At 63.1% G+C, this 23,634-nt stretch carries 21 protein-coding genes; 18 read left to right on the forward strand and 3 right to left on the reverse strand.

Translation table 11 applies throughout. From position 1 onward, the window contains the following. The first annotated feature begins 103 nt into the window (after nucleotides 1–103). The 9 genes from L21SP4_RS03090 (at nucleotide 104) to L21SP4_RS03130 (ending at nucleotide 8,132) form a co-directional block, all read left to right on the forward strand. Nucleotides 104–1,297 carry a glycosyltransferase family 4 protein gene (locus L21SP4_RS03090; RefSeq protein ID WP_052881286.1) on the forward strand — a complete coding sequence of 398 codons (1,194 nt, stop codon included), beginning with the start codon at nucleotides 104–106 and terminating at the stop codon, nucleotides 1,295–1,297. Then, entirely contained in the window at nucleotides 1,294–2,475 is a 1,182-nt protein-coding gene (locus L21SP4_RS03095) for a glycosyltransferase (protein ID WP_052881287.1), read from the forward strand. Before L21SP4_RS03090 ends, L21SP4_RS03095 begins: the two co-directional genes overlap by 4 nt. Beyond that, the gene (locus L21SP4_RS12695; protein WP_052881288.1) at nucleotides 2,472–3,035 is read left to right on the forward strand and encodes an acyltransferase; all 564 of its coding nucleotides are present in this window, start codon (nucleotides 2,472–2,474) and stop codon (nucleotides 3,033–3,035) included. Before L21SP4_RS03095 ends, L21SP4_RS12695 begins: the two co-directional genes overlap by 4 nt. Then, nucleotides 3,032–3,547 (forward strand): acyltransferase, encoded by a 516-nt coding sequence (locus L21SP4_RS03105; protein ID WP_052881289.1) that lies wholly within the window; start codon nucleotides 3,032–3,034, stop codon nucleotides 3,545–3,547. Before L21SP4_RS12695 ends, L21SP4_RS03105 begins: the two co-directional genes overlap by 4 nt. Continuing rightward, nucleotides 3,544–4,704 (forward strand): glycosyltransferase family 4 protein, encoded by a 1,161-nt coding sequence (locus L21SP4_RS03110; RefSeq protein ID WP_052881290.1) that lies wholly within the window; start codon nucleotides 3,544–3,546, stop codon nucleotides 4,702–4,704. Before L21SP4_RS03105 ends, L21SP4_RS03110 begins: the two co-directional genes overlap by 4 nt. Beyond that, on the forward strand, nucleotides 4,701–5,774 hold the full coding sequence (locus L21SP4_RS03115) for a glycosyltransferase family 4 protein (RefSeq protein ID WP_052881291.1): 1,074 nt from the start codon (nucleotides 4,701–4,703) through the stop codon (nucleotides 5,772–5,774). Before L21SP4_RS03110 ends, L21SP4_RS03115 begins: the two co-directional genes overlap by 4 nt. Before the next feature lie 122 nt (nucleotides 5,775–5,896). Next, nucleotides 5,897–6,454 (forward strand): acyltransferase, encoded by a 558-nt coding sequence (locus L21SP4_RS03120; protein ID WP_052881292.1) that lies wholly within the window; start codon nucleotides 5,897–5,899, stop codon nucleotides 6,452–6,454. Next, nucleotides 6,451–7,716 carry a glycosyltransferase family 2 protein gene (locus L21SP4_RS03125; RefSeq protein ID WP_052881293.1) on the forward strand — a complete coding sequence of 422 codons (1,266 nt, stop codon included), beginning with the start codon at nucleotides 6,451–6,453 and terminating at the stop codon, nucleotides 7,714–7,716. Before L21SP4_RS03120 ends, L21SP4_RS03125 begins: the two co-directional genes overlap by 4 nt. Nucleotides 7,717–7,913: 197 nt before the next feature. After that, nucleotides 7,914–8,132, forward strand: coding sequence for a hypothetical protein (locus L21SP4_RS03130; RefSeq protein ID WP_052881294.1), 219 nt, complete (start codon nucleotides 7,914–7,916; stop codon nucleotides 8,130–8,132). Nucleotides 8,133–8,820: 688 nt separating this feature from the next. Here the strand turns inward: L21SP4_RS03130 and L21SP4_RS03140 are convergent. After that, nucleotides 8,821–10,053, reverse strand: a complete 1,233-nt coding sequence (locus tag L21SP4_RS03140; RefSeq protein ID WP_052881296.1) for an IS4 family transposase — start codon at nucleotides 10,051–10,053, stop codon at nucleotides 8,821–8,823. Between the two features lie 185 nt (nucleotides 10,054–10,238). Between L21SP4_RS03140 and L21SP4_RS03145 the strand changes: the two genes are divergently transcribed. Next, on the forward strand, nucleotides 10,239–11,141 hold the full coding sequence (locus tag L21SP4_RS03145) for a PEP-CTERM sorting domain-containing protein (RefSeq protein WP_144413732.1): 903 nt from the start codon (nucleotides 10,239–10,241) through the stop codon (nucleotides 11,139–11,141). Nucleotides 11,142–11,840: 699 nt separating this feature from the next. After that, nucleotides 11,841–13,619, forward strand: coding sequence for an IS1634 family transposase (locus L21SP4_RS03150; protein WP_052881116.1), 1,779 nt, complete (start codon nucleotides 11,841–11,843; stop codon nucleotides 13,617–13,619). On the opposite strand, the gene L21SP4_RS12270 is transcribed toward L21SP4_RS03150, so the two are convergent. Both L21SP4_RS12270 and L21SP4_RS03155 read right to left on the reverse strand, forming a co-directional pair. Then, entirely contained in the window at nucleotides 13,526–14,212 is a 687-nt protein-coding gene (locus tag L21SP4_RS12270) for a four helix bundle suffix domain-containing protein (RefSeq protein WP_082116488.1), read from the reverse strand. The genes L21SP4_RS03150 and L21SP4_RS12270 overlap by 94 nt on opposite strands. 249 nt (nucleotides 14,213–14,461) lie before the next feature. Further along, a complete protein-coding gene (locus L21SP4_RS03155; RefSeq protein WP_160300650.1) occupies nucleotides 14,462–15,427 on the reverse strand; it encodes a LacI family DNA-binding transcriptional regulator in 966 nt (321 codons plus the stop codon). 164 nt (nucleotides 15,428–15,591) lie between these two features. Between L21SP4_RS03155 and L21SP4_RS03160 the strand changes: the two genes are divergently transcribed. From L21SP4_RS03160 to L21SP4_RS03190, 7 genes are all read left to right on the forward strand, one after another. Continuing rightward, nucleotides 15,592–16,407 carry an SDR family oxidoreductase gene (locus tag L21SP4_RS03160; RefSeq protein ID WP_052881299.1) on the forward strand — a complete coding sequence of 272 codons (816 nt, stop codon included), beginning with the start codon at nucleotides 15,592–15,594 and terminating at the stop codon, nucleotides 16,405–16,407. A 3-nt stretch (nucleotides 16,408–16,410) separates the two neighbouring features. Next, the gene (locus L21SP4_RS03165) at nucleotides 16,411–17,445 is read left to right on the forward strand and encodes a uroporphyrinogen decarboxylase family protein (RefSeq protein WP_052881300.1); all 1,035 of its coding nucleotides are present in this window, start codon (nucleotides 16,411–16,413) and stop codon (nucleotides 17,443–17,445) included. A gap of 106 nt (nucleotides 17,446–17,551) precedes the next feature. After that, the gene (locus L21SP4_RS03170) at nucleotides 17,552–18,625 is read left to right on the forward strand and encodes a sugar kinase (RefSeq protein ID WP_052881301.1); all 1,074 of its coding nucleotides are present in this window, start codon (nucleotides 17,552–17,554) and stop codon (nucleotides 18,623–18,625) included. A 27-nt stretch (nucleotides 18,626–18,652) separates the two neighbouring features. Next, entirely contained in the window at nucleotides 18,653–20,101 is a 1,449-nt protein-coding gene (gene gnd / locus L21SP4_RS03175; protein ID WP_052881302.1) for a decarboxylating NADP(+)-dependent phosphogluconate dehydrogenase, read from the forward strand. A gap of 11 nt (nucleotides 20,102–20,112) precedes the next feature. Further along, nucleotides 20,113–21,405: a nickel-dependent putative hexonate epimerase gene (locus L21SP4_RS03180; RefSeq protein ID WP_052881303.1), complete on the forward strand. Its 1,293-nt coding sequence runs from the start codon at nucleotides 20,113–20,115 to the stop codon at nucleotides 21,403–21,405. After that, nucleotides 21,402–22,853 carry a glucuronate isomerase gene (uxaC, locus tag L21SP4_RS03185; RefSeq protein ID WP_052881304.1) on the forward strand — a complete coding sequence of 484 codons (1,452 nt, stop codon included), beginning with the start codon at nucleotides 21,402–21,404 and terminating at the stop codon, nucleotides 22,851–22,853. The genes L21SP4_RS03180 and uxaC overlap by 4 nt, the downstream gene beginning before the upstream one ends. A 305-nt stretch (nucleotides 22,854–23,158) precedes the next feature. Further along, entirely contained in the window at nucleotides 23,159–23,590 is a 432-nt protein-coding gene (locus L21SP4_RS03190) for a type II toxin-antitoxin system VapC family toxin (RefSeq protein WP_052881305.1), read from the forward strand. Nucleotides 23,591–23,634 lie beyond the last annotated feature (44 nt).

Raw genomic sequence — 23,634 nt, forward strand, 5'->3', positions numbered from 1 at the left:
GTCCTTCCTTATGTATTTGCGGAATAACCTCTACCCTCAACTTTCGGTTTCCAACGTCCTCTTCTCCCGCTAAGGTGGGGGGCACTGGAGAGGGGGCAGGGTTTTGGCGCAGGAACAACGACCCGGCATTCTGCTGATCGACACCAATGACGCCATGGGCGGTGTGGTGCGCGTGCACTTCAACCTGCTCCGCGCCATCGACCGCGCGCGGTTCCGCGTATACGCGGTCTGCCAGAAGGACTCGCCCATAGAGGCCGGTTTCCGGTCGATCGCCGGCGCGTCGGTGTTCCCGATCCATACGGGGACCAAGCCCGTGGATGCCTGCGGCGGCTGGCGGGGGAGGCTGGGCGATGTTCTGAGTTTGCTCCGGCTCGTGCCGGCCGTGCTCCGCATCCGGCGCATCTGCCGTCGTGAGGAGATCGGTCTGATCTACGTCTCCGATAAGAAACGCGCGGTTTACCTGGCGTCCGCGCTCAGGAAACTGACCGGGCTGCCCGTCGTCTATCACGGCCATACCCACCACGCCGATTACGCGATCAACCGCCGCCTGGTGCGCGAAGCCGACGCGGTGGTGGTCAATTCGGCCGCCGTGCGCGAGGACTACCGGGAGTGGCTCGGACCGCGCACCCCGCCGATCGAGGTCGTGCATAACGGGCTCGACGCCGGGGAATACAGCCCGGGCGGGTCCTCGCTGCGCGACGAGCTCGGGCTGCCGGATGACCGGCTGCTGGTCGGAATCGCCAGCCGGCTGGCTCCCGACAAGGGTCAGGAGACCTTTATTCGCGCCGCGGCGGAGGTGCACCGCCGCCACGAACACGTCCACTTCGTCCTCGTGGGCGACGACTCCATCTTCAGCGATAATCGCGATTACGTGCCCCACCTGAAGAAGCTGTGCCGGGAGTCGGAACTGGACGACTGCACCACGTTCCTCGGCTACCGCAACGATATGGTGAACGTCTACCGCGGGCTCGACATCGTGGTCAACGCGGCGTGGAACGAGGCGTTCGGCATGGTGATGATCGAACCCATGGCCTGCGGAAAAGTCCCGGTCGGCACCTCCGCGGGCGGTATCCCGGAAATTATCCGAGACGGGGAGAACGGTTTTCTCTACCCGCCGCGCGATCACGCGCGGCTGGCTGAGATCATCGAGGAGCTGGTGCGTCCCGAGTCCGCCGCGCGGCTCAGGGAGATCGGGGAGACGGCGCGAAGCACGGTGCTCGATCGTTTTTCCATCGAGACCCAGGTCCGGAACATGGAAGCGGTGTTCGATCGTGCACTCGAAAGGAGAACCCCATGACCGTGCTCGTGCTCAGCCCCTTCTTCCCGTATCCGCCCAAGTTCGGCGGCGGGGTGCGCGTCTACCACCTGATGCGGCAGCTCGCCCGGGAGCACCGGCTCCTGCTGCTGTGCTACCACGACGGTGAGGCCGTGCGGGACCGCGGCGATATGGACACCCTCTGCGAACGCGTCGAAGGTATACCGCATAAGCCGTCGTCGAAGAGGCTCCTCCAGGCACGCTCGCTCTTCTCGACCAGGTCGTTCCAGGAACTCAATCACTTCTCCGTGCCGATGCAGACCGCGATCGACCGCGTCTGCGCCGAGGAGAATCCCGACCTCATCCTGGTCGAGTTCGCCCAGATGGGCTGCTTCCGCTTTCCCGAAGGTATCCCGCTGGTTATCGACGAACACAACGTCGAATACGATCTCATCCGCCGCATGGCGGGCGACGGCGGCGGCGCGATGCGACGCATCTTCAATGTCGTCGAGGCCGCGAAATTCAAGCGCCGCGAGCTGGAATGGGTCGGAGAGGCGGCGCTGACGCTGGTGACTTCGGATCGCGACGGCGACCTGCTGAAATCGGAGGTGCCCGGACTCGAGACGGCCTTGATCACCAACGGGGTGGACTGCGACGACTTCGCGCCGCCGGAAGAGCGTGAGATCGAGCCCGATTCGCTCGTCTTTGTGGGCGCGACCCACTACTACCCGAACGAGGACGGCATCCACTTTTTCATGCGCGAGGTCTACCCGCGGCTGGCCGCGCAGAGGCCGGGCCTCAAGGTCTACCTCGTCGGCGGCCGTCCGCCCCCCGCGGTGGCCCAGTACGCCTCCGCGAACGTGGAGGTCACGGGGTTTGTCGACGATGTGCGGCCGTACATGTGGTCGTCGTCGGTCTTTATCGTCCCGCTCCGCATGGGCGGCGGGACGCGGTTCAAGGTGGTGGAGGCGATGGCCTCGGGCGTACCGGTGGTCTCGACCCGCCTGGGCGCGGAGGGCATTCCGCTGGAGCAGGGGCGTCATGCGCTGCTCGCGGACCGGCCGGAGGAATTCGCTTCGGCGGTCACGGAACTGCTGGACGACCGCGGAAAGGCGGAGCGTCTGAAGGAGGAGGGACTCCGGTTCGTGCGCGAACATTTCGACTGGTCGGTGATCGGCGACCGGCTGAACCGGGCGGTGAAGCGGGTGGTGGAGCGATGACCGCGGCGGCGGAAAGGATCCGGGCTCTGATGCGGCTGGCACGGGACGGCGGGAAAGTCTATGCGTGGGTGTCCTACGGGGCGGGTCTTACGCTTCCGCGCACCATGGAAGGACCGGGGCCCGTAGCCTGCGTGCGGGGGCTGCCCCGGGCGCGGATCGAAGCCGGGCGGGGCCGCGTCCGGCTCGGCCACGTGGCACTCTATCCGGGCGTGCGACTGACGTGTCTCGGCGAAGGCACCCTTACGATGGGCGACGGGGGATACATCAACCGCTTCACACGGCTTGAGACGGGGACGTCGATCCGCATCGGCGGCGAATGTATGATCTCATGGCACGTCATAATCAGCGATTGCGTAAACGTTCCGGCGGCGGGCGACGGCGATACGCGGCGGGAACCGGTGCGGATCGGCGACCGTTGCTGGATCGGCGCCCGGGCGGTCATCCGCGGCGGGACCGATCTCGGTGATGACTGTATCGTGGGGGCGGGCACGATCGTGCAGGGCACCTATCCGCCGGGCGCGGTGATCGTCGGCCGCGCGGCGGAAGCGAGGGCGGCATGAATCCTCTGTCGACAGGGTGGCGCAGAGCCGCGGCCGCGCGGGCGGTCGAGGACGCCCGCGGGCTGACCTTTCTTCCCGGACGGCCGGGGCCGCGCTGGAAGAACGAGGGCGGGCGGATCGCGATGGGTTCCGTGACGATCGGCCCCGGCGTGCGCGTGTGGGCGGGCGCAGAGGGAGACATCGACGTGGGCGACGGTACAATTCTGGAAGAGGGCGTCGAACTGGTGTCCTGGAGATCGCTGCGCATAGGCGCCCGCTGCCGTCTCGGTGTGGATGTGCTGGTCATGGATACCGACCTGCACGGCCCCGGCGGGACTGAAGCGGATCGGCGGCCGGTGCGGGTCGGCGACGGCGCCCGCCTCGGTTCGAGGACGATCGTGCTCAAGGGCGTCACCATCGGCGAGGGCGCGGTGGTCGAGCCGGGATCGATCGTGGTCCGTGACATACCGGCCGGCGCCGTGTTCGGTCCGCCGCCGGCGAGAGTGATCGAGCGAGGGGGAGACAAATCATGAAAGTGGGACTGATACGCGGCGCCTATCTCTCGCAGTTCGAGATGCAGATCTACGAACAGATGAAGCCGGAGGTCGAACTCGAGGCCTACAAGATCATGATCAACCGCTTCGATACCGGGCTGGTGAGTGTGCCGATCCGGAAGCTGCACTGCATCGACGATCCGGCGACGGTGATCAGCCCGAAGCTGGGATTCTACTTCGATCTCTTCCTGCAGGCCACGTGCGGGCTGGACTATTATCACCTCGGACTGGTGAAGGCGCTGGCGGACAGGGATATCGCGCACACGATGGAGACGTTCAACGCCTTTTCCTGGCAGGCGCTGCAGGCGAAACGCCGTTACGGGACGAAGCTCGTGGTCACGGTGTGGGAGAACCGTCCGTTCGCGGCCGAGCGTTTCGGCGCGAAGCGGCGCATGAAGTACGAGGTGCTGGAGGGCGCGGACCTGTTTCTGGCGATGACCCCGCGGGTGAAGGACTGCCTGGAGCTGGAGGGCGCCGATCCCGCGAAAATCAGGGTGCTGCCGCCGGGCGTGAACGTCGAACGGTTCAAACCGCGACCCCGGCCGGAAGACCTCGCTTCGGAATACGGCATCCGTGAGGATGACTTCGTGATCCTGAGCGTGGCGACGCTGCGCTGGGAAAAGGGCGTGTTCCAGATTCTGTACGCCTTCAAAAAGCTGGTCAAAGACACCGGCAGCGAGCGTCTCAAGCTGGTTTTCGCGGGCAGCGGTCCCGCAGAAAAGGAACTGCAGAAGCGCATTGACCGGCTGGGGTTGCGGGGCCGGGCCGTGATCACGCGCTTCCCCTACGACCGGATGCACGAGGCGTATAACCTCGCCGACGTATTCGTGCTCGGCAGCATCCCGCGTCCGGGCTGGCTGGAACAGTTCGGGTACGTCCTCGCCGAAGCGCTCGCCTCCGGACTTCCCGTCATCACCACCGAATCGGGCTCCATCCCGGAGGTGGTCGGTGAATGCGCCGACCTGGTGCCGCCCGCCGATTATCTGCGCATGGCTCACGCCCTGCGGCGGCTTCTGGAAGACGAAGATCGCCGGAGGGATCTGGGCCGTGCGGGCCGCGAACGCGCGGAAGGGCGTTACGACTGCCGCCGGGTGGCCGCGGAGATCAGGAACGCCTACGAGGAGCTGCTGGCATGAACGCTTCAACCGCGGAACAGAAGACGCTGATCCTGGTGAGCGCCGACGTGGCGTCGATCCGCCGCCGCCTGGCGGAGGAAGAGGACCATCCGCGCCAGGATTTCGACGTGCTGGCCGAGCGGCTGGACGCGGAGATCCTGTCCTACGCCGACCTCGGCGCGACCGCGCCGGCGTGCGCCCGGCTGCTGCGCAGGATCGCCGGGCCGAATGTCGCGCTCGCCTGGCTCGGTTTCCGCCGTAATGCGGACGCTTATTTCACAACCGCGGAGAAGGTCGGCTATCCACTGGCCCTGCTGCTCAAATTCCGTCGGGACGCGCGGCATGTCATGATCGGACACCTGCTCAGCCCGCCGCACAAGAAATGGTTCGCCCGCCTCTTCCGCATCTTCAGCCGCATCGATGCGATGATCTGTTATACGAGCCGGCAGGCGAAGTTCGCTGCGCAGGTGCTCCGGGTGCCCGAAAAGAAAATTCATCGCATCGGCTTTCAGGTCGACCAGGATTTCTACTCCCCGGACGGCGCCGACGAGGGGGTCGGCGTCCTCAGCGTGGGCCGAGAACTCCGCGATTACGAAACGCTGATCGAGGCGCTCCGGGATACGGATATCCCGCTGACCATCGTGGGCTCAAGCCCCTGGTCGAAACGGCGCGACCGCCTTCGCAACCGCCGGATGCCCGATAACGTCAGCCTGAAGCGCGGCATTTCATTCGGTGAACTCCGCGAACTGTACCGCAACTGCGCGCTGGCGGCCATCCCGCTCCAGCCGGTCGAATCGCCGGCCGGGGTGACCACGCTGCTTGAGGCCCAGGCGGTCGGCAAGCCGGTGGTGGTATCCGCATCCCCGGGCATTCTGGACAGTCTGCGCGCCGGGAGAAGCGCGGTGATCGTACCCTGCGGGGACGCCGAAGCGATGCGCCGTGAAATCCTCGCCATTCTCGAGAACCGGGAGCGTGCGCTGCGCATCGGCGCGGAAGGCCGCTCCGACGTGCTCGCCCGCTGTACCCTCGATCACTTCGTCGACCGGATCGGGAAGATCTTTGATGAGGCGGGGGAGGGGGAGGGAGAGTGAGTGGGAAGGCTGAGACCTGAAACCTGAGTAAGAGAATCAGAATCAGAGTCAGAATAAGAGGGAGTGGGAAGGCTGAGACCTGAAACCTGAGTAATGGAATTAAGAACCCATATCGATCCATCATGAAACCGACGGTCCTGGCATCCGGTATCTGGCACATGCTTCTCGGATATGTCCACCTGCGGCGCTGTACGCGCGTGGGGCGGCGGCCGCGCGTGTACGGCCGGCCGGCGATCATCAACCGCGGGAGCATCGAGATCGGCGAACGCTTCCTTTTCTTCAGCACCACGGTGCGGTCGGAACTCATCACCCATCCCGGCGGACGCATCGCGATCGGCGACCGGGTGTTCCTGAATTACGGTGCGAGCCTCTCGGCGCACGAGGAAATCCGCATCGGCAACGGATGCCAGATCGGTTCCTACGCGTGCCTGATGGACAACGACTACCACCGGGTCGAGGACCGGAATGCGCTCGGTGAGTCGAAACCGATCGTGCTCGAGGACAACGTCTGGCTCGGCGTGCGCGTCATCGTGCTGAAAGGGGTCACGATCGGAAAGAATGCGGTGATCGGTGCCGGGAGCGTGGTGACGAAGGACGTGCCGCCGAACTCGCTTGCCGCGGGGGCTCCGGCGCGGGTGGTGCGCACGTTCGGCGCACCGGAAGAAGCGCGGGAGTCATGAGCGTCCTCCTCGACAGCGCGATTTTGCTGGCGGCGGCGGCGTGCGCGGTCCCCGCCGCCTACCTCCTCCTGCTGACCGTGCAGGCCTGGCGCAACCGCGACCGTCGGCTGATCCGCGGACGCTATGAGGGTCCGCGCGAACGGCCGTCGAAATGGATCGTGCTCATCCCCGCACACGACGAAGAGCAGGTCATCGGGCAGACTCTCGCGAGTCTGCGGGCGATGTCCTATCCGGCGGACGCCTTTCGGGTGGCGGTGATTGCGGACAACTGCTCGGACCGGACTGCTGCGCTCGCGCGCGACGGGGGCGCGGAGGTCTTCGAGCGCGCGGACACGGAGAACCGCGGGAAGGGCCAGGCGCTCGACTGGGCGATGCGCGAACGGCTGGTGCCCATGGACTGGCGCTGGGACGCGGTGGCGGTGGTGGACGCGGATTCGCAGGTGAACGCCGACTTCCTGTGGTTCATGGACCGCGAGCTGAAGCGCGGGGCACAGGCGATACAGGGATATTACGGCGTCCTCAATCCGCTCGAAGGCTGGCGCACTTCGCTGCTCGCGGTGGCCCTGGCCTGTTTTCACTTTCTGCGCCCTCTGGGCAGGGAGCGCATGGGGCTGTCCTGCGGATTGAAAGGCAACGGCATGGGCTTTGCCCGCGCGCTTGTGGAAGCCCACGGCTACCCCGCCGGATCGATCGTCGAGGACCTCGAACTCGCCTGCTATCTGGCCGACCGCGGCATTCGGGTGCATTTCGCGCCGGGGGCGCATGTATACGGCCAGATGGTTACCGGGAGCGCCGAGGCCGCTCCGCAGCGCCTGCGCTGGGAAGGCGGCCGGATGCCCGTCATCCGGACCTGGCTGGGCCGGCTGCTCCGCGGAGCGGTATGCGAGCGGAGCGCGGTCAAGGCGGACGCCGCGATGGAATTGCTCATCCCGCCGCTGGCGCTGCTCGCGGGCGCGACGTTCGCGGTGTGGCTGCTCGCTCTGCTCGCGGCCTCCGCCGCGTACTATGGGTTCGCCGCGTTCAATCTCGCTCTGGCGACCCTGGCGCTGACGGCGGAACTGATCCACGTCCTGAGCGGCCCGCCGGTGATCCGCGCCCCCGCCAGAATCTACCTGCGCCTGTGCTTCGTGCCCGTCTTCGTAGCCTGGAAGGTTGTTCTGCTCGGCTCCCGTGTCGTGCGTCGCGGGAATTCTTCCGAGAATTCCGAATGGGTCCGCACCGCCCGACACGAGGTTGAAACCGATCACACGGACCCATGCTGATTCTTCCGCCCCCCCTCAACCAACCTTCATGCCCTTCATGTTCTTCATGGTTTATCCCCATCCTGAACCCGAATCGGAGCCGGGACGAGGACGAGGTGTTGCGGTGGCAGGGGCTCGACATCCCGGCTTCCGGCGGCTATAAGACCTTCAGCGAAAGGCCGTCCGCAGTAACGCAAACATCAAAAGGAGCGTGCTTAATGAACACGAATCAGTACCGCCTGTTGAGTCGCCTGTGTCTCCTGCTCGGATTCCTCTCCATCGTCGGGGCCGTGCTCGTCTGGTTTCTGGCCGGCGGGACGACGCCCGAGAAGCAGGCGTACGCCGAACGCTTCGGTATCTTTATCGGCCTCTGGGTACCCTCCTTCTTCGCGCTCTCCACCCGGCTGGACCGGTGTGCGGAGGCCCGGGGGGAATAACGACCACAAGGAGGGTGCGCGCCGGGGGAGGGCCTCATCTTGACCGCGATGGGGTGGTCGGAGTCCCCCGGCTAATGGTCATCCGCGATGCTGCTTATTTCCCCGCCAGGGTGCTCCCCCGCACCTGGAGCCGGGTGTCGACTCCGGAATTAGGAGTCCGCCTAAATCATGATTTTAGTCAGAAAAGGGTCAGAACCCTTTTTTAATTATTCCATTGGATGTGCCGACCGCGAATGTGTTCAGGTTCCGGACCCTGGAAAAGCAAGCGGGACGCGTGCTCTACTTTATGGAAAGGATGCGGGGGATGTTCCTGCCCGAAGCTTTTGGGCTACCGATTTTTATTGCGGTAGTCGATGCGGGCGCGGGTCATGCGTTCGCGGAGGCCGCCCTGCTTAACCCGTCTTTCCCCGTTCGGCGGCCCAAACGTCTTTTTTCGGGGGTGTGACCTCCGTTTCGTCCTTTGTTTTCAAGGGGTCACGTTCCAAAAGGGGCTGTGGGGCAGACCTTGCCGGTTGACGACTTGATTTTCTGTCAGTAGCATCCCATAAGGCCCCATATCGGGGCACAGGACTTACGTAACCCCTTGCCCTGCAAGGGTCGCACTTTTTCTCCGAGCTATGTTTCATTTGATAATTTTCGCGATCAAGGATGCCCCTGTTTTTAAATGCGCCCGATGCTGTCCCACATCTCAGAGAGGGGACAACCCTAATCCGGGCAAATAGGCTTGTTGTGGGGCCCATTGCATCCGGAAGCTGCCCTGTGCTGTCCCATAGGATTTCAAATAAGCGAGCAGATGAAGCCGTTGCCACAGAACCGCGCGCAGGCAGGTAAACAACCGCGTAAAGCTGTGCGCCCAATCGCTGCAGGTATGCAGAAAGCGGAGCAACACGTACATCAGCAGCGCCGTCCAGAGCTGCCACTCAATCGCCTTGCGGTTGTGCCCGAGGAAGTCGCCCAGGTGCAGCGTCTGCTTGATCTGTTTGAAGAAGGTTTCGATGTTCCATCGCGCCTTGTACAGATCACAGATGCTCGAGGCCGCCCACTCGAAGTTGTTCGTAAAGAAGGTCATTATCCGATCCTCGCCGTTGATCTCGATGCGGGCCACGATCCGGCGCATGCGCTTCGGATAGTCCTTTCGCTTACCGGGATTCTGAACGAGCACGAGATCGTCACGCAGGATGCGCCCCGCGGGCTTCTTCACCAGCCGCTTCACGCAGCGCAAGTTCATGCTTTCTTTCACGCGGCTCACCCAGAAGATACCCCGCTCGGCCAGTCTGAACAGATGCGTATAGTCGATGTAGGCCATGTCAAACACGGCGATTTCACCCGCCTTGAGGCCTGCGCACAACTCGTGCGCCTTGGTGCTGTCGTGCCCCCTGGCCGAGTCGACAATCGCGAAGGCCGGCAGGAAGCTCTCCAGGTTCAGCCGCAGGTGCAGCTTCGCGGCCGCCTTGCGCCGCCGATGCTTCGCCCAGTCCATGCAGTTGGCGAACAGCTTGATCGTCGTGGAGTCCAGGGCATACACCGTTCGTTTGAAGCGCCTCGGCAGTCGGCGGAACTTCACGCCACCGAACCCCGGTCGCAACGTCTCGAAGTACTCGAGCACCGACCAGAAAAGCTCCTCGGCCATTTTCGGATCGCGGGTCTTGTTCGCGTGCGAGAGCCCGTTGCGGCTCGGTGGCTTGGCGCCACGGATGCTGGCCATCGGCGCCCGATGGGCGCGCAGCGCGTCCACCACGTCGTTCAGCCCGATCGCATGGGTGAACTGCGCATAGAGCATGCTCACCAGATGGCTCCAGGGCGTGATGCCCCTCGACTTGATCCCGTGCTTGCGCGCAAGTTTCGGCACAAGGTGCGGCGGAATGAGTTCACAGACCTGACGAAAAATGGCACGCTTACTCCCGGCTCGACTGGCTGGCATCACGCAATCTCCTTTGGGTTAGACACTGAAGAAGATTGTAGCCAGTCAGTCAGCCATTACAATTTCCGTCCCTCGTGAGTGGGATGCTAGTGATTTTTGTTCTTGAACGGATTGAGTTTTCTGATAGTTTCGTGCGAGTGGATGAGAGGGAGACGGAATAGCGATTCATTACGGAGGAGAATCGGATGAGAAAATTATGTATGGCCTTGGCGGCAGTTCTCGTGGGTACGCTGGTTGCCGATGCGCAGACGGAATGGTGGTTTGAGAATGATTTTGCGGCCGGTTACGGTCGGCTCGAAAACGGCTGGAACTGGACCAACAACGCGAACCCGTACCTGAGCAGCAACCGGGTGGGGATTCTGACCGGCAACGAACCCAACATGGCCGGTACGAACTACTGGACCCCGAAGGCGCTCGATGATTTCTGGATCGAGCAGCGTGGAGGTACGCTGATGGATTACGGCGAGGATCTCTCCATCCGTAAAGACACCGTCTACACGCTGAACGACACCGGCAATGACGGGTCGTATACGAACATCATCGTCCGCGACTATAAGCTCAATCTCTGGACGTGGGGTGGTACAAACCTGTTGAATCTTTACGCGGGAAACGTGTACGCCGACAAGACCTTCGGCAACGCTTCGGACACACAGCTCACGCTCAGTAATGCTGTGGTCAACATTATGAGCAACAATATCAACGCCAACTGCGGGCTCACCCTGCTCTCCGGGGGGACCGGGGTGTGGCATCAGGTTCGCGCAAAATCCATCCCGACCATGGCGTTCGAAGATCCGGACGGGGATCCGACGATCGGCGACAATCACTTCATGGGTTCGATCGTGTGGGAGACGAACGGTGCGAGTGCGATGACTCCGGCGGTCTGGAAATACTATCTCGGAAACGGGATCACGTACGACGGCAAGGCGATGCAGACCACCAATGCTTCGCAGGACGATTATTATGCGAATTACTTTGTAATTTCGGACGACAATACGACGTTGACGGTGATTCCGGAGCCGACCACGTTCGGTCTGCTCGGATTTATCGGCCTTACACTTGCGGCCCTCCGCCGTAAACTGCACAGGTAGTTTCGTCTGGTCTTACGATTCAGCATGACCCCGCCGGTTTTTTTTCCCGGCGGGGTTTTTTTGGGTCCGTGCATTGTGGAGGGACGGGGTGGAGGGTCGGCTTCCACGCCGACCGCAAAAAAGGACGGGGTGGAACCCGTCCCTCCAATGGATCTGGCCGCAGCTATACGTCCCCGCCGGGAAGACCACCTCCCCGCCACCCTGTTGCGCGCAGATGTCGATCTGCCTTCTGAATCGACGCCGTATCCATCGTCTTTCCGTCACCCGTTGCCCCGAAATCGCGTACATTGAACAGGCCCATGTCATCCTCCTTATGAGCAGAACCTATCAGAGCCTTTGGGTAGGGCGCGATCTCCGAGCGCGCCGCTCTTCCGGACGGTTCTGCTGGACAGCAGAACCCCTGCCTTCCTTCATACGTGAATTCGTCCTGTGCTCTTGGGTAGGGCGCGATCTCCGAGCGCGCCGCTCTTCTGCTTACCATGCGGGAACAATATTCGCCTCAAACAGGAATGCGCGTGGCACTTGGATTTCGTATGGTATCGGTTCTAACCCGTCTTTCCCCGTTCGGCGGCCCAAACGTCTTTTTTCGGGGGTGTGACCTCCGTTTCGTCCTTTGTTTTCAAGGGGTCACGTTCCAAAAGGGGCTGTGGGGCAGACCTTGCCGGTTGACGACTTGATTTTCTGTGAAAAAATCGGGTTGTGTATTTGAAGTGCCACAGGCGACGCAAAGACGGCAAAGAGCACCGCTACTGGAGCATCGTTGAAAGTGTGCGGACCCGGCGCGGCGTCATGAAGCGTCCGCTGCTCTATCTGGGCGAACTCAACGACAGCCAGAAGGCTCAATGGTGCTCGGCACTCGACGTGCTGGATGAATCGACCGATTCGGTTCGACAGATAAGCCTGTTCCCGGAAGACCGCACGCCGCCGCCGGAGGTGTCCCATCCCGTTCGGATCCGGCTTTCCCGGCTGAGCTTGCATCATCCGCGTCAGTGGGGCGGATGCTGGCTGGCCATGGAGTTGTGGAACGAGCTGGATCTGGACCGTTTCTGGAGCCCCCGTCTTCCCGCGAGCCGCAAGGGCACCGGCTGGCTCCACGTGCTCAAAACGCTGGTGACCTATCGTCTGCTCGATCCGGGCAGCGAGTGGCGGCTGCACCGCGACTGGTTTAAGGCCAGTGCCATGGCGGACCTGCTCGGCGAAGATGAGTCCATCGCGGCCAAAAACACGCTCTACCGCTGTCTCGATAAACTCGGTGAACACAAAGCCGATCTGTTTTCGTTTCTAAAGACACAGTGGCGCCTGTTGTTCGACGCTTCCTACGAGGTGCTGCTTTATGACCTGACCAGCACCTATTTTGAATGCGACGTGCCCGAACGCGAAGGGCTGCGCAAGTTCGGCTACAGTCGGGACAAGCGATCCGACTGCGTGCAGGTGGTCATTGCGCTGATCGTCACGCCCGAGGGCTTTCCGGTCGCCTACGAGGTGATGCCCGGGAACACCTCGGATAAAACGACCCTGCCGGACTTCCTGCGCAGGATCGAGGCGCAGTACGGGAAGATGAACCGGCTCTGGATCATGGACCGGGGCATCCCGACCGAGGACGCGCTCGAACAGATGCGAGCAGAAGGCGCGAGCTATCTGGTGGGCACGCCGCGCGGGCGGCTCAGCAAGCTCGAGGACCAGCTCTTCGGTCAACCGTGGAGGCAGGTGCAGGAGCAGATCGAGGTCAAGCTGGCCCGCGACGGGGAGGATCTTTACGTCCTCACCCGCAGCGGAAGTCGCTGCGATAAAGAGCGCTCCATGCGACAGCGCAAACTCAAGAAGCTCTGGAAGCGCCTGCATCAACTGGGGGGCATGAAAAACCTCAAGCGCGACGAACTTTTGCTGAAACTGGGTGCCGCCAAACAGGAAGCGGGCAAAGCCTGGGGTCTGGTGGACCTCCGCCTTCCCCAACCCCGCGAGGCCGTTACGCCGGAGAGCTTTCACTTCCGGCTGAACCGCAAAAAACTGCGTAAAGCCCGTCGAGGTGAAGGCACCTACCTGTTGCGCACCAATCTGGCGGCCGAACAGCCCGAAGAGCTGTGGAAGCAATACATGGTCCTGAACGAGGTCGAGCAGGCCTTCAAGGAGCTGAAGAATGATCTGGATATCCGCCCGGTGTATCACCAGAAGGATGAGCGGATCGAAGCGCACATCTTCGTGTCATTTTTGAGCTACGCTCTGCAAGTCACGCTGAAACAGCGGGCCAAAGCCAGGGCCCCGGGCTTGACCCCCCGCGCCATCCTGGAAAAGTTCAAAGCCGTGCAGATGATCGATGTGCACCTGCCCACGACCGACGGGCGCACCCTGATCCTGCCGCGCTACACGCAACCGGAGAAAGACCTTCAGCTTCTGCTGCACCAGCTCAACCTGACGCTTCCGGAACAACCACCCCCTCGGCTTGAAGAGCTGAAGAAAAAATGTGGGGCAGACCTTTGAACTGAAATCGAAGAAAAAAGGCGTTTTCGCCGCCGAACAGGGAAAGACGGGTTAACGAAGTCTTGCTCAAGGCGGCGGAGCTGCTGGTCAACCAGATAGTTGGTTTGATGAATAAGGCAGATGGCAATGTTGGCGACGGTTTCCGGCGGGCGGGTTTCGACAAATTCCCGGTAGAGTTCAAAGGTCTGCGGCTCTTGTCGTCCTAAATTGCGGACGAAGAGCGCCTCTTTACTGTTCGGCTCCCAGATGGTCAGGTCGCGGACGCGGAGAAAGTCGAGGTAGTCGTCGAGCAGTTCTTCGAGGCTGGCGCGCGCGACGTTGGTGAGTTTGATTTCCGTTTCCTTGGAGGTGAGGGCGGCTTTGCTGCCTTCGAGAATGTTTTTCTTTCCGGATCGGGCCGACTGAATCATCTGGTCAACGGTCCGGTCGCCGCGCGACAGGTATTTATGCGCGAAGCGAAAGGTAATGTCGTAGACGACTTCCGCTTTCTGGAATGAGAGCAGGGTTTGGTAGTCGCCACTTGGCGGGAGCACGGGATGAGAGTCATGGGAGCCATGAGATTCATGCGACTCATTCTTCTCATTCGTTCTCATCTTATTCCCCCCGTTTAATTAGGCGAACGGACCTTTAATTCGGCAGTTCACATAACACTTCTCACGCAAACCGAAAAAAGAGGGATAGGCTCGACGTGAAGTCAGAACCGCTTTATTCGTGGATTTTTGTGGGAAAGGGCAGAAGGGGAAGCACGAGGACCGCTTCGTTGAGTACGAGCACGATTCGGCGTACGGGTATCCGGGCCGCGGACGGCCCGGATCTCACCACAAAAATCTGCGAAGAGCCCCTCATCCCGAATCACGGATGACCAGTTTGCCGGGGAAAAGGATCTCCTCCGGATCGGCGGGCGTCATGAGCGATTCGAAAACGCGCCCGGCCATGGCGTCCACGTCCTGGCGGACGGTGGTCAGCGCAGGAATAAACTTTGCCGCGAAGGGGATGTCGTCGAACCCCGTGACCGCGACTTCACCCGGCACGTCGATCCCGCGCTCGTGCAGGGCCTTGAGCGCGCCCATGGCCATGCGATCCGTCGCGCAGACCAGCGCATCGGCCCTCGCTCCCGAGCCCGGCCACCGGCGCGCGGATTCGTATCCGGCCTCGAAGCCGCCGGACGATTGAGGCGCCGCGGCTGTGAATCCGAGTCCCGCGTCACGGGCGGCGTCGCGCAGCTTGCGTTCGCGCAGCCGGTGCGCGGGCAGTTTCTGAGAGAGAAATCGCAGTCGCCGCCGGTCGTGTGCGGCGAGATGATCGATCAGCTTTTCCGCCGCGTCCTCTTCGTCCGTAGTCAGCCGCACGCTGCGCTCCTCTGAAGGACCGTGCCCCACACGCACCACCGGCAGCTGCGTGAACGACTCCAGCCACGGTGCCCCGGCGTCGGATCCCACGATGATCAGCGCGTCGATCGCGTGCTTGTGCAGCGGCCGCAGATCCCGTTCGTCCGGAACCCGGTTGACAAATCCGGCCAGCACCAGCGAGTACTCATGCCTGTGGGCCTGCTCCTGGATCCGATGAATCATCATCCCGAAAAAGGGGTCGTTGAAGTCGTAGACCGCCACGCCGACCGTCCGGGTCGCCTTGCCCTTCAGCGATAACGCCGCCGCGTTCGGCACATACCCCAGCCGCTCCGCCGTCTCCAGCACACGCTGCTGCGTCGCCGCCGCAATGCCGATCTCGTCCGCCGTGCCCGAAAGCACGCGCGAGACCAGCGCCACCGAGACGCCCAGCCGCTCCGCAATGTTCCGCTGACTCACCATAATAAGAGGGCAGTATGACGGGGAATCGGCCACGAAAACAAGCAGGACATGAAGCTGACCCCTCTTCATGCCCTTGCCGTATTTGTGATGAATCAGATCTTGCCGGTCCCGAAGAAACACTCTATATTCTCAAACCATTGAGTAAAGCTGAGGGAGCCTGATGTATGAACGATTATTTTGATCTCGGCGGCCGGGTGGTCGCGGTCACGGGGGCGGCGGGCGTGCTGGCGGGCGGTACGGCGCGCTATCTCCAGCAGCGGGGGGCGACGGCGGTCTACCTCGATCTGGAGGGGGAGCGCCTGGACGCGGCGCTGGAACAGGCGAAGGGCATTTCCGATAAGTGCGCGGCGTTTCCGTGTGATGTGCTCGACCGCGACCGGCTGGCGCAGGTGCGCGACGAGGTAAAGCGCACATTCGGCCGCGTGGATGCCCTGATCAACGGCGCGGGCGGCAATATGGCCGGGGCGACGATCGGTCCGGAGCAGGAGGTGTTCGATCTGGAGGTCGAGGCCTACGACAGGGTGCTCGATCTGAACCTGAAGGGCACGGTTCTGCCGACGCTGGCGTTCGCGGAGGCGTTCCGGGAACAGCGCGCGGGGTGCGTGGTCAATTTTTCGTCCATGGCCGCCGGGCGGGCGCTGACCCGCGTGCTGGGGTACTCCAACGCCAAGGCGGCGGTGGAGAACTTCACGCGCTGGATGGCGACCGAGCTGGCGCAAAAGTACGGCGACGGTCTGCGCGTCAATGCCGTCGCGCCGGGATTCTTTATCGGCGAACAGAACCGGAGGCTCCTTACGAACGAGGACGGATCCTACACGGAGCGCGGCCGGCAGGTGATCGATCAGACGCCGTTCGGCCGTTTCGGTGAGGCGCACGAGGTCTACGGTACGGTCCATTACCTGCTTTCCGACGCGGCGTCGTTCGTAACCGGCGCGGTGATCCCCATCGACGGCGGGTTTTCAGCCTACAGCGGAGTGTGAATCATGACGGATCATCAATGGGAACTTTTATGCCGGATCGTTGCGGGGGAGGCGGTCGAGACGCCTCCGGTCGGATTCATCATCGACAGCCCGTGGCTGCCGGGCTGGCACGGGGTGAGCACCCTCTCGTACTACGCCTCCGACCGCGCCTGGCTGGAGGCCAACCTGAATGCGGTCGAGTCCTTCCCGGAGGTGATGTTCATCCCGGGGTTCTGGTCGGAGTTCGGGATGTGTACCGAACCCTCGGCGTTCGGTGCAAAATGCAGCTGGGAGACCGATGCGCTGCCGCACGCCCACCGCGTGATTACCGAGGCGGCCCGGGCGGGCGAGATCGCCAAGCCCGATGTGCGCCGGGACGGGCTGCTGCCTTTCGTGATCGAACGGCTCGCCGGCGCACAGCCGGCCATGCGCGAGGCCGGCCATGAAATCCGCTTCGCCGTATCCCGTGGCCCGCTCAATATCGCCTCGTTCCTGATGGGGACCACCGAGTTTCTGCTCGCGCTCTACACCGAGCGCGAGGCGTGCGAGGCGCTGCTGAAGACCATTACCGATTTTGTCGTCGACTGGATCGGATATCAGAAGGAGCGGTTCGATACGATCGATGCCGTGCTCGTGCTCGACGACATCGTGGGGTTTGTGGGCGAGGAGGATTACCTTCAGTTCGCCCATCCTTACCTGGAGCGGATCTTCCAGTCGTTCCCGTTCAGTGTGAAGGCCTTTCACAATGATGCCAAAGGGCTGGTGTGCGCCCCGCATCTCTCCGGGGCCGGCATCAACCTGTTCAATTTCGCCTTTGAACACGGGTTGGATGAAATGCGCGCGTTGTGCGGGGAAGAGGTGACGTTGTGGGGTAACCTGCCGCCGCGCGATACCCTGGCCGCGCAGTCCCCGGACGAAGTGCGCGCCGCAGCGGCCGACATGGTGCGCGGCTGTACCGATCCCCGCCGCGTGCTGTTTTCGTGCGGCGGCGGCATGCCGCCCGACGTCCGCAGCGAACAGCTGCGCGCGTTCGTGGAAGGGTGCAGACAGGAAGGGTAGGGATTCCAACGTACGTCAGGACCGTCCGGAACAGCGGCGCACTCGGGGATCGCGCCCTGCCGGAACCCAAAGAAGGAATGCAGACGCGAAAGGGAGAGGCCGAACCATGACCGAGAAGGCACAGAAGACATACGCGCTGGTCGTGCCGACCAGCATGGGGCTGCGACTGACCCCGGACGACGCGCAGCCGTTCCACAGCAGCGATCGGTTCCACATGCACGCGACCAGCGCGGAGAGCAATGTGGCCAGCGTGGTTTCCTATCTCGGGCTCCCGGTCAAGGTGCTGACCGCGTTCGTCAGCGGGAGCCCCGTCTCGCACTTTATACAAACCAACCTGCGCAGCCGGGGGATGGCGATCGAAGGCCCCGGGTTCGAGCAGGGCGGACCGTGGGGGCTGCGCCACCAGATCAACATGGCCGACCGCGGGTGGGGCTCGCGGGGACCGCGGGTGCACAACGACCGCGCCGGCGAGGTCGCGCGCGGATTGCGGCCGGAGGACTTCGACCTGAACCGGATTTTCGGTCAGGAGGGCGCGCGGATCGTCCATCTCTCGGGCCTGATCGCGGCGCTCTCTCCGGAGACCGGCCGGCTGTGTCTGGAGATCGCCCGGGTGGCGCGGGAACACGGATCGCTGATCTCGTTTGATCTGAATCACCGCGCGAGCTTCTGGAAGGGACGCGAGCGCGAACTCGCGGAGGTGTTTGCCGGAATCGCCGCGAACAGCGATATCCTGGTCGGCAACGAAGAGGACTTCCAGCTCTGTCTCGGGATCGAGGGTCCGGAGTCCGGCGGAAAGGGGCTGGAGGCGAAGATCGACGACTTCAAGGAGATGATCGGCCGCGTGCAGTCCGCGTATCCCGGCGCCTCGCGGTTCGCGACCACGCTGCGGGAAGTACACTCCGCCAACCGCCACCTGTGGGGCGCCCTGGCCGTACAGGACGGCGAGTGGGAGGTCATCCGCCCGCGTGAGATCGGAGTGCTGGACCGGATCGGCGGCGGCGACGGCTTTGTCGGCGGGCTGCTGTACGGTACACTCAAAGAGTGGGATATCCACCGCTGCGCGCAGTTCGGATGGGCCTGCGGCGCGCTGGCGGCGACGCTGCGAACCGACTACGCCCAGCCGGTCAGCGAGGAGCAGGTCTGGGGCATCTGGGAAGGCAATGCGCGGGTCAGGCGCTAGGTTTTTATCATAAACGGAGGAACGACGATGAACGCGGATATCGGACTGATCGGTCTGGCGGTGATGGGAGAGAACCTGGTGCTCAACATGGAGAGCAAAGGGTTCAGCGTGGCGGTCTACAATCGTACGACCGAGAAGGTCGACCGCTTTGTCGGCGGACGCGGCGCGGGCAAAAACATCACCGGCTGCCATTCGATCGAGGAACTGTGCGCCGCGCTGGAGCGCCCGCGCAAAGTGATGATGCTCGTCAAGGCGGGCGGGGCCGTCGACGCTCTCATCGAAAAGCTGATGCCGCACCTTGAAGAGGGCGACATCATCATCGACGGCGGCAACTCGCACTTTCCCGACACCATCCGCCGCACGGAAACCGTCGAGAGCCGCGGTCTGCTCTACATCGGTACCGGCGTCTCCGGCGGCGAGGAGGGCGCCCTGAAAGGGCCGTCCATCATGCCCGGCGGATCGCCGGCGGCGTGGGAACACGTCAGGCCGATCTTTCAGAAGATCGCCGCGCAGACCGCCGACGGCGAGCCGTGCTGCGACTGGGTCGGCGAAGGCGGCGCGGGGCATTTCGTCAAGATGGTCCACAACGGGATCGAGTACGGCGACATGCAGATGATCTGCGAGACGTACCAGATGATGAAGGCGGGCCTCGGGATGTCGAACGAAGAGATGCACGAGGTCTTCGGCCAGTGGAACCAGGGCGAACTCGACAGCTATCTCATCGAGATCACCCGCGACATCCTCGGCTATAAGACCGAAGACGGCGAGGCCGTCATCGACTCGATCCTCGACACGGCCGGGCAGAAGGGGACCGGCAAGTGGACGGCGCAGGCGGCCCTCGACCTCGGCCAGCCGCTCACGCTGATCGGCGAGGCCGTGTTCGCCCGCTGCCTGTCGGCGCTCAAGGACGAACGCGTGGCCGCGTCGAAGGAGCTGTCCGGACCGGACGGGAACTTCGAGGGCGATCGCGAGGCGATGATCGAGGATCTGCGCCAGGCGCTGTACGCGTCGAAGATCGCCTCCTACGCCCAGGGCTACCAGCTGATGCGCGCTGCGGCGGCGGAGTACGGCTGGAATCTGAACTACGGCGGCATCGCGCTGATGTGGCGCGGGGGGTGCATCATCCGCTCCGTCTTCCTCGGAAAGATCAAGGAGGCCTTCGACCACGACCCCGAGCTGGTGAACCTGCTGCTCGACCCGTTCTTCCAGTCGGCCGTGGACCAGGCCCAGGCGGGCTGGCGGCGGGTGGTGAGCCGGGCGGTCGAGCTGGGGATCCCGATGCCGGCCATCAGTTCCGCGCTCGCGTTCTACGACGGATACCGCAGTGCGCGGCTTCCGGCGAACCTGCTGCAGGCTCAGCGCGATTACTTCGGGGCGCACACCTACGAACGGGTCGACCGGCCGCGCGGCGAGTTTTTCCACACCAACTGGACCGGCCGCGGCGGCGATACGGCGGCCTCCACCTACAGCGTATAAGGACATCGGGTATGCCGTGGTTTATTCGTAAAGATGAGTCGATCGCCCGCACGGAGATCGAGCAGTTGTGTCAGCGCACGCTCGACGAGGCGCGCGACCGTCTGGGGTGTTCGTTCAGACGGGTGCTGCTGCTGCCGCCGGATATCACCCGCGCCCACTGCGGCGCGGGCTGGATCGCTGAAACCTTCGACCGGCTGCTGCCGGATAGCTGTGAGGTTCACATGATTCCCACCCTGGGACAGCATGTGCCGCATACGAAGGCCGACAACCGGTGGATGTTCGGGGATTTCCCGGAGGAGCGGATTCATGCCCACGACTGGCGCAACGGGGTCACCCGGATGGGGACCATCCCCGCCGCGCGCGTGGCGGAGAGCACCGACGGAAAGGCCGACTGGGAGATCCCGGTCGATCTCAACACCATGACGGTCGAGGGCGGGTGGGACCTGATCATCAACATCGGCCACGTCGTCCCGCATGAAGTGCTCGGGTTTGCGAACCACAACAAAAACTATTTCATCGGGCTCGGCGGCAAGGAAACCATTTGTGCGTCTCACCTCGCCGCGGGCGTGTACGGAATCGAGAACAACCTCGGCCGGCTCATCACGCCGCTGCGGGCCTGCTACAACTGGGCGGAAGAACAGTTTCTGGGGCATTGGCCGCACGTCTACATGATGGTGACCATGAAGCGTGACGAACAGAATCGGCTGGTGCACAGCGGCGTCTATGTCGGGGACGACGTCGACACCTACCTGGCGGCGGCCGAAACCAGCCTCGAGCAGAACATCACCGTTTTTGAACGACCGGTGAAAAAGATCGTGGCGGTCATGCAGGCCGATGAATTCCGCGCCACCTGGGTGGCGAATAAAGCCGTATACCGTACCCGCATGGCGATGGCCGACGGAGGGGAGCTGCTGATTATCGCGCCCGGGGTCGAGCGCTTCGGCGAGCAGAAGGAGGTCGACGCCCTCATTCGCACCTACGGCTACTGCGGGTCGCCTCAGGTGCTGGATCTCTACAAAAAGAAACGGGACCTCCAGGACCTGGCTCACGGCGCGGCGCACCTGATGCACGGGTCGTCCGAAGGACGGTTTACCATCCGCTACGCCCCGGGCGGCCTGAGTCGCGAAGAGGTCGAAGGCGTTCATTACGAATACGCCGACCCCCGGGAGGCCCTGGCGCGCTACAATCCGGAGACCATGCAGGAGGGCTGGAACACGATGCCGGACGGCGAAGAGGTCTTTTTCATCAGCACGCCCTCCGCGGGGTTGTGGTCCGTGAAGGAGAAAGTTGGAGGCGGCCGATGAAGGCGTTTATGGACGAAGATTTTCTCCTGCAGACCCCGAGCGCCCGGAGGCTCTACCACGACCACGCCGCGCGGATGCCGATCATCGATTACCACTGTCATCTGCCGCCGGAGGACATCGCCGCGGACCGCGCGTACGACAACCTCGGCGAGGCCTGGCTGGCGGGCGATCACTACAAGTGGCGCGCGATGCGCTCCAACGGCATACCCGAAGACCGAATTACAGGCGGGGCGGACTGGAGGGAGAAATTCGACGCCTGGGCGGCGACGGTGCCGCATACGCTTCGGAATCCCCTCTACCACTGGACGCACCTGGAGCTGCAGCGCTATTTCGGGATCTCCGATCTGCTCAACCCCGACACGGCGGGGTCCATCTATGAACGCGCCTCGGAGATGCTGCGGACCCCCGAGTTCTCCGCGCGCAACCTGATGCGGCGGATGAACGTGAAGGCGGTCTGCACCACCGACGATCCCGTCGATTCGCTGCAGCATCACGCGCGGCTCTGCCGCGAGGGGTTCGAGATCGAAGTCCGCCCCGCCTTCCGGCCCGACCGGGCCATGAAGCTCGAAGATCCCGCCGCCTGGCGTGAATATCTCGAGACCCTGGGCTCCGCCGCGAAGGTGGAGATCCGTGATTTCGCCTCGCTGCTCGAGGCCGTGGATGAGCGCCATGCCTTTTTTCATTCCATGGGCTGCCGACTTTCGGATCACGGCGTGGAATACGTCCCGGACGCCGAGGCGTGCTCCGCGGAACTGGAGGCGATTTTCGCCAAGGCCCTGCAGGGGGAGGTGGTCTCGCGCGCCGAACGCGACGCCTTTCAGGCGGCCTTTCTGTACGCCGTCGCCCGCATGAACCATGTCCGTGGATGGGCGCAGCAGTTTCATGTCGGAGTCGCGCGGAGCAACAACTCCCGGCGGCTCCGCGAACTGGGACCCGATACCGGCTTCGATTCGATCGGCGATTTCCGTCAGGGCCCCGGCCTCGTACGACTGCTCGACCGGCTCGACGCCTCGCACCATCTCGCGCGCACGGTGCTCTACAACATCAACCCGGCGGACCACGCCCTGATGGCGACGGTCATCGGCAGCTTCCAGGACGCCTCCCGCCCCGGCAAGATGCAGTGGGGTTCGGCCTGGTGGTTCCTCGACCACAAACAGGGTATGGAAGAGCATCTCAACACCCTCTCCGCCGACGGCCTGTTGAGCCGCTTTGTGGGCATGCTCACCGACTCGCGCAGTTTTCTGTCCTACCCGCGCCACGAGTACTTCCGGCGCATCCTCTGCAACCTCGTGGGGAACGAGGTGGAACACGGCGAGATTCCCGCCGATTTCGATTTGCTGGGCGGGATGATCGAGGATGTCTGTTTCCATAACGCGCGGGATTACTTCTTCGGGGGAGAAAGAGGGAAGGAAGTTGAGGGAGAGGATGGGGGAAAGATAAAGATATGAACCATGAAGAGCGGAAGGGCATGAAGAATAATCTTGACATCATGATGCATAGCAATGATGCTCTGATGCATGAGAACGACCCTTCAGATTCAGGATTCGCTGCTTGAGCGGGTGAGGCGGGAGGCCGCGAACCGGCACTGTTCGCTTGGCACGGTGGTTAATGAAGCCCTTGCCCGGGCATACTCGGACCGCAGTCGAACTCCCGATCGTGGTAAAACGAAGCTTCCGGTGTACAAAGGACGCGGACTCCAGCCGGGTGTTGATCTGGATTCTTCGACCGCCCTTGAGGATCTGATGGAGGGGCGATGATTCTTTTTGACGTTAACGTGCTGGTCTATGCCTATCGGGAGGATGCGGACCGGCACAAAGAGTACCGTCGCTGGCTGAAGTCGACGCTGGATGGCCAGGAGGCGTGTGCGGTTTCGGAACTGGTGCTGAGCGGGTTCCTGAGGGTGTGCACGCATCCGAAGGTCTTTGATCCTCCCGCGCCGCTTGACGGAGCGCTGGATTTTACAGGCGAGCTGCGCAGCCACGCCAATGTGATGGTGTTGAGCCCCGGTCACAGACACTGGGAAATCTTCCAGCGGCTATGTCGGGACAGTGGCGCAAAGGGCAATCTGATCAGCGATGCATACCACGCGGCCCTTGCCGTCGAGTACGGATGCGAATGGATCACAACCGACCGCGATTTCGCCCGGTTCCAGGGGCTGAAATGGCGTCATCCGCTTGACGGATGACGGGTCCGGATGTAAGCCGTCCCTTTTTTGCAGCCGGCGAAGTG

The sequence above is a fragment of the Kiritimatiella glycovorans genome (assembly GCF_001017655.1).
In the GTDB taxonomy this organism is placed as follows: Bacteria; Verrucomicrobiota; Kiritimatiellia; order Kiritimatiellales; family Kiritimatiellaceae; genus Kiritimatiella; species Kiritimatiella glycovorans.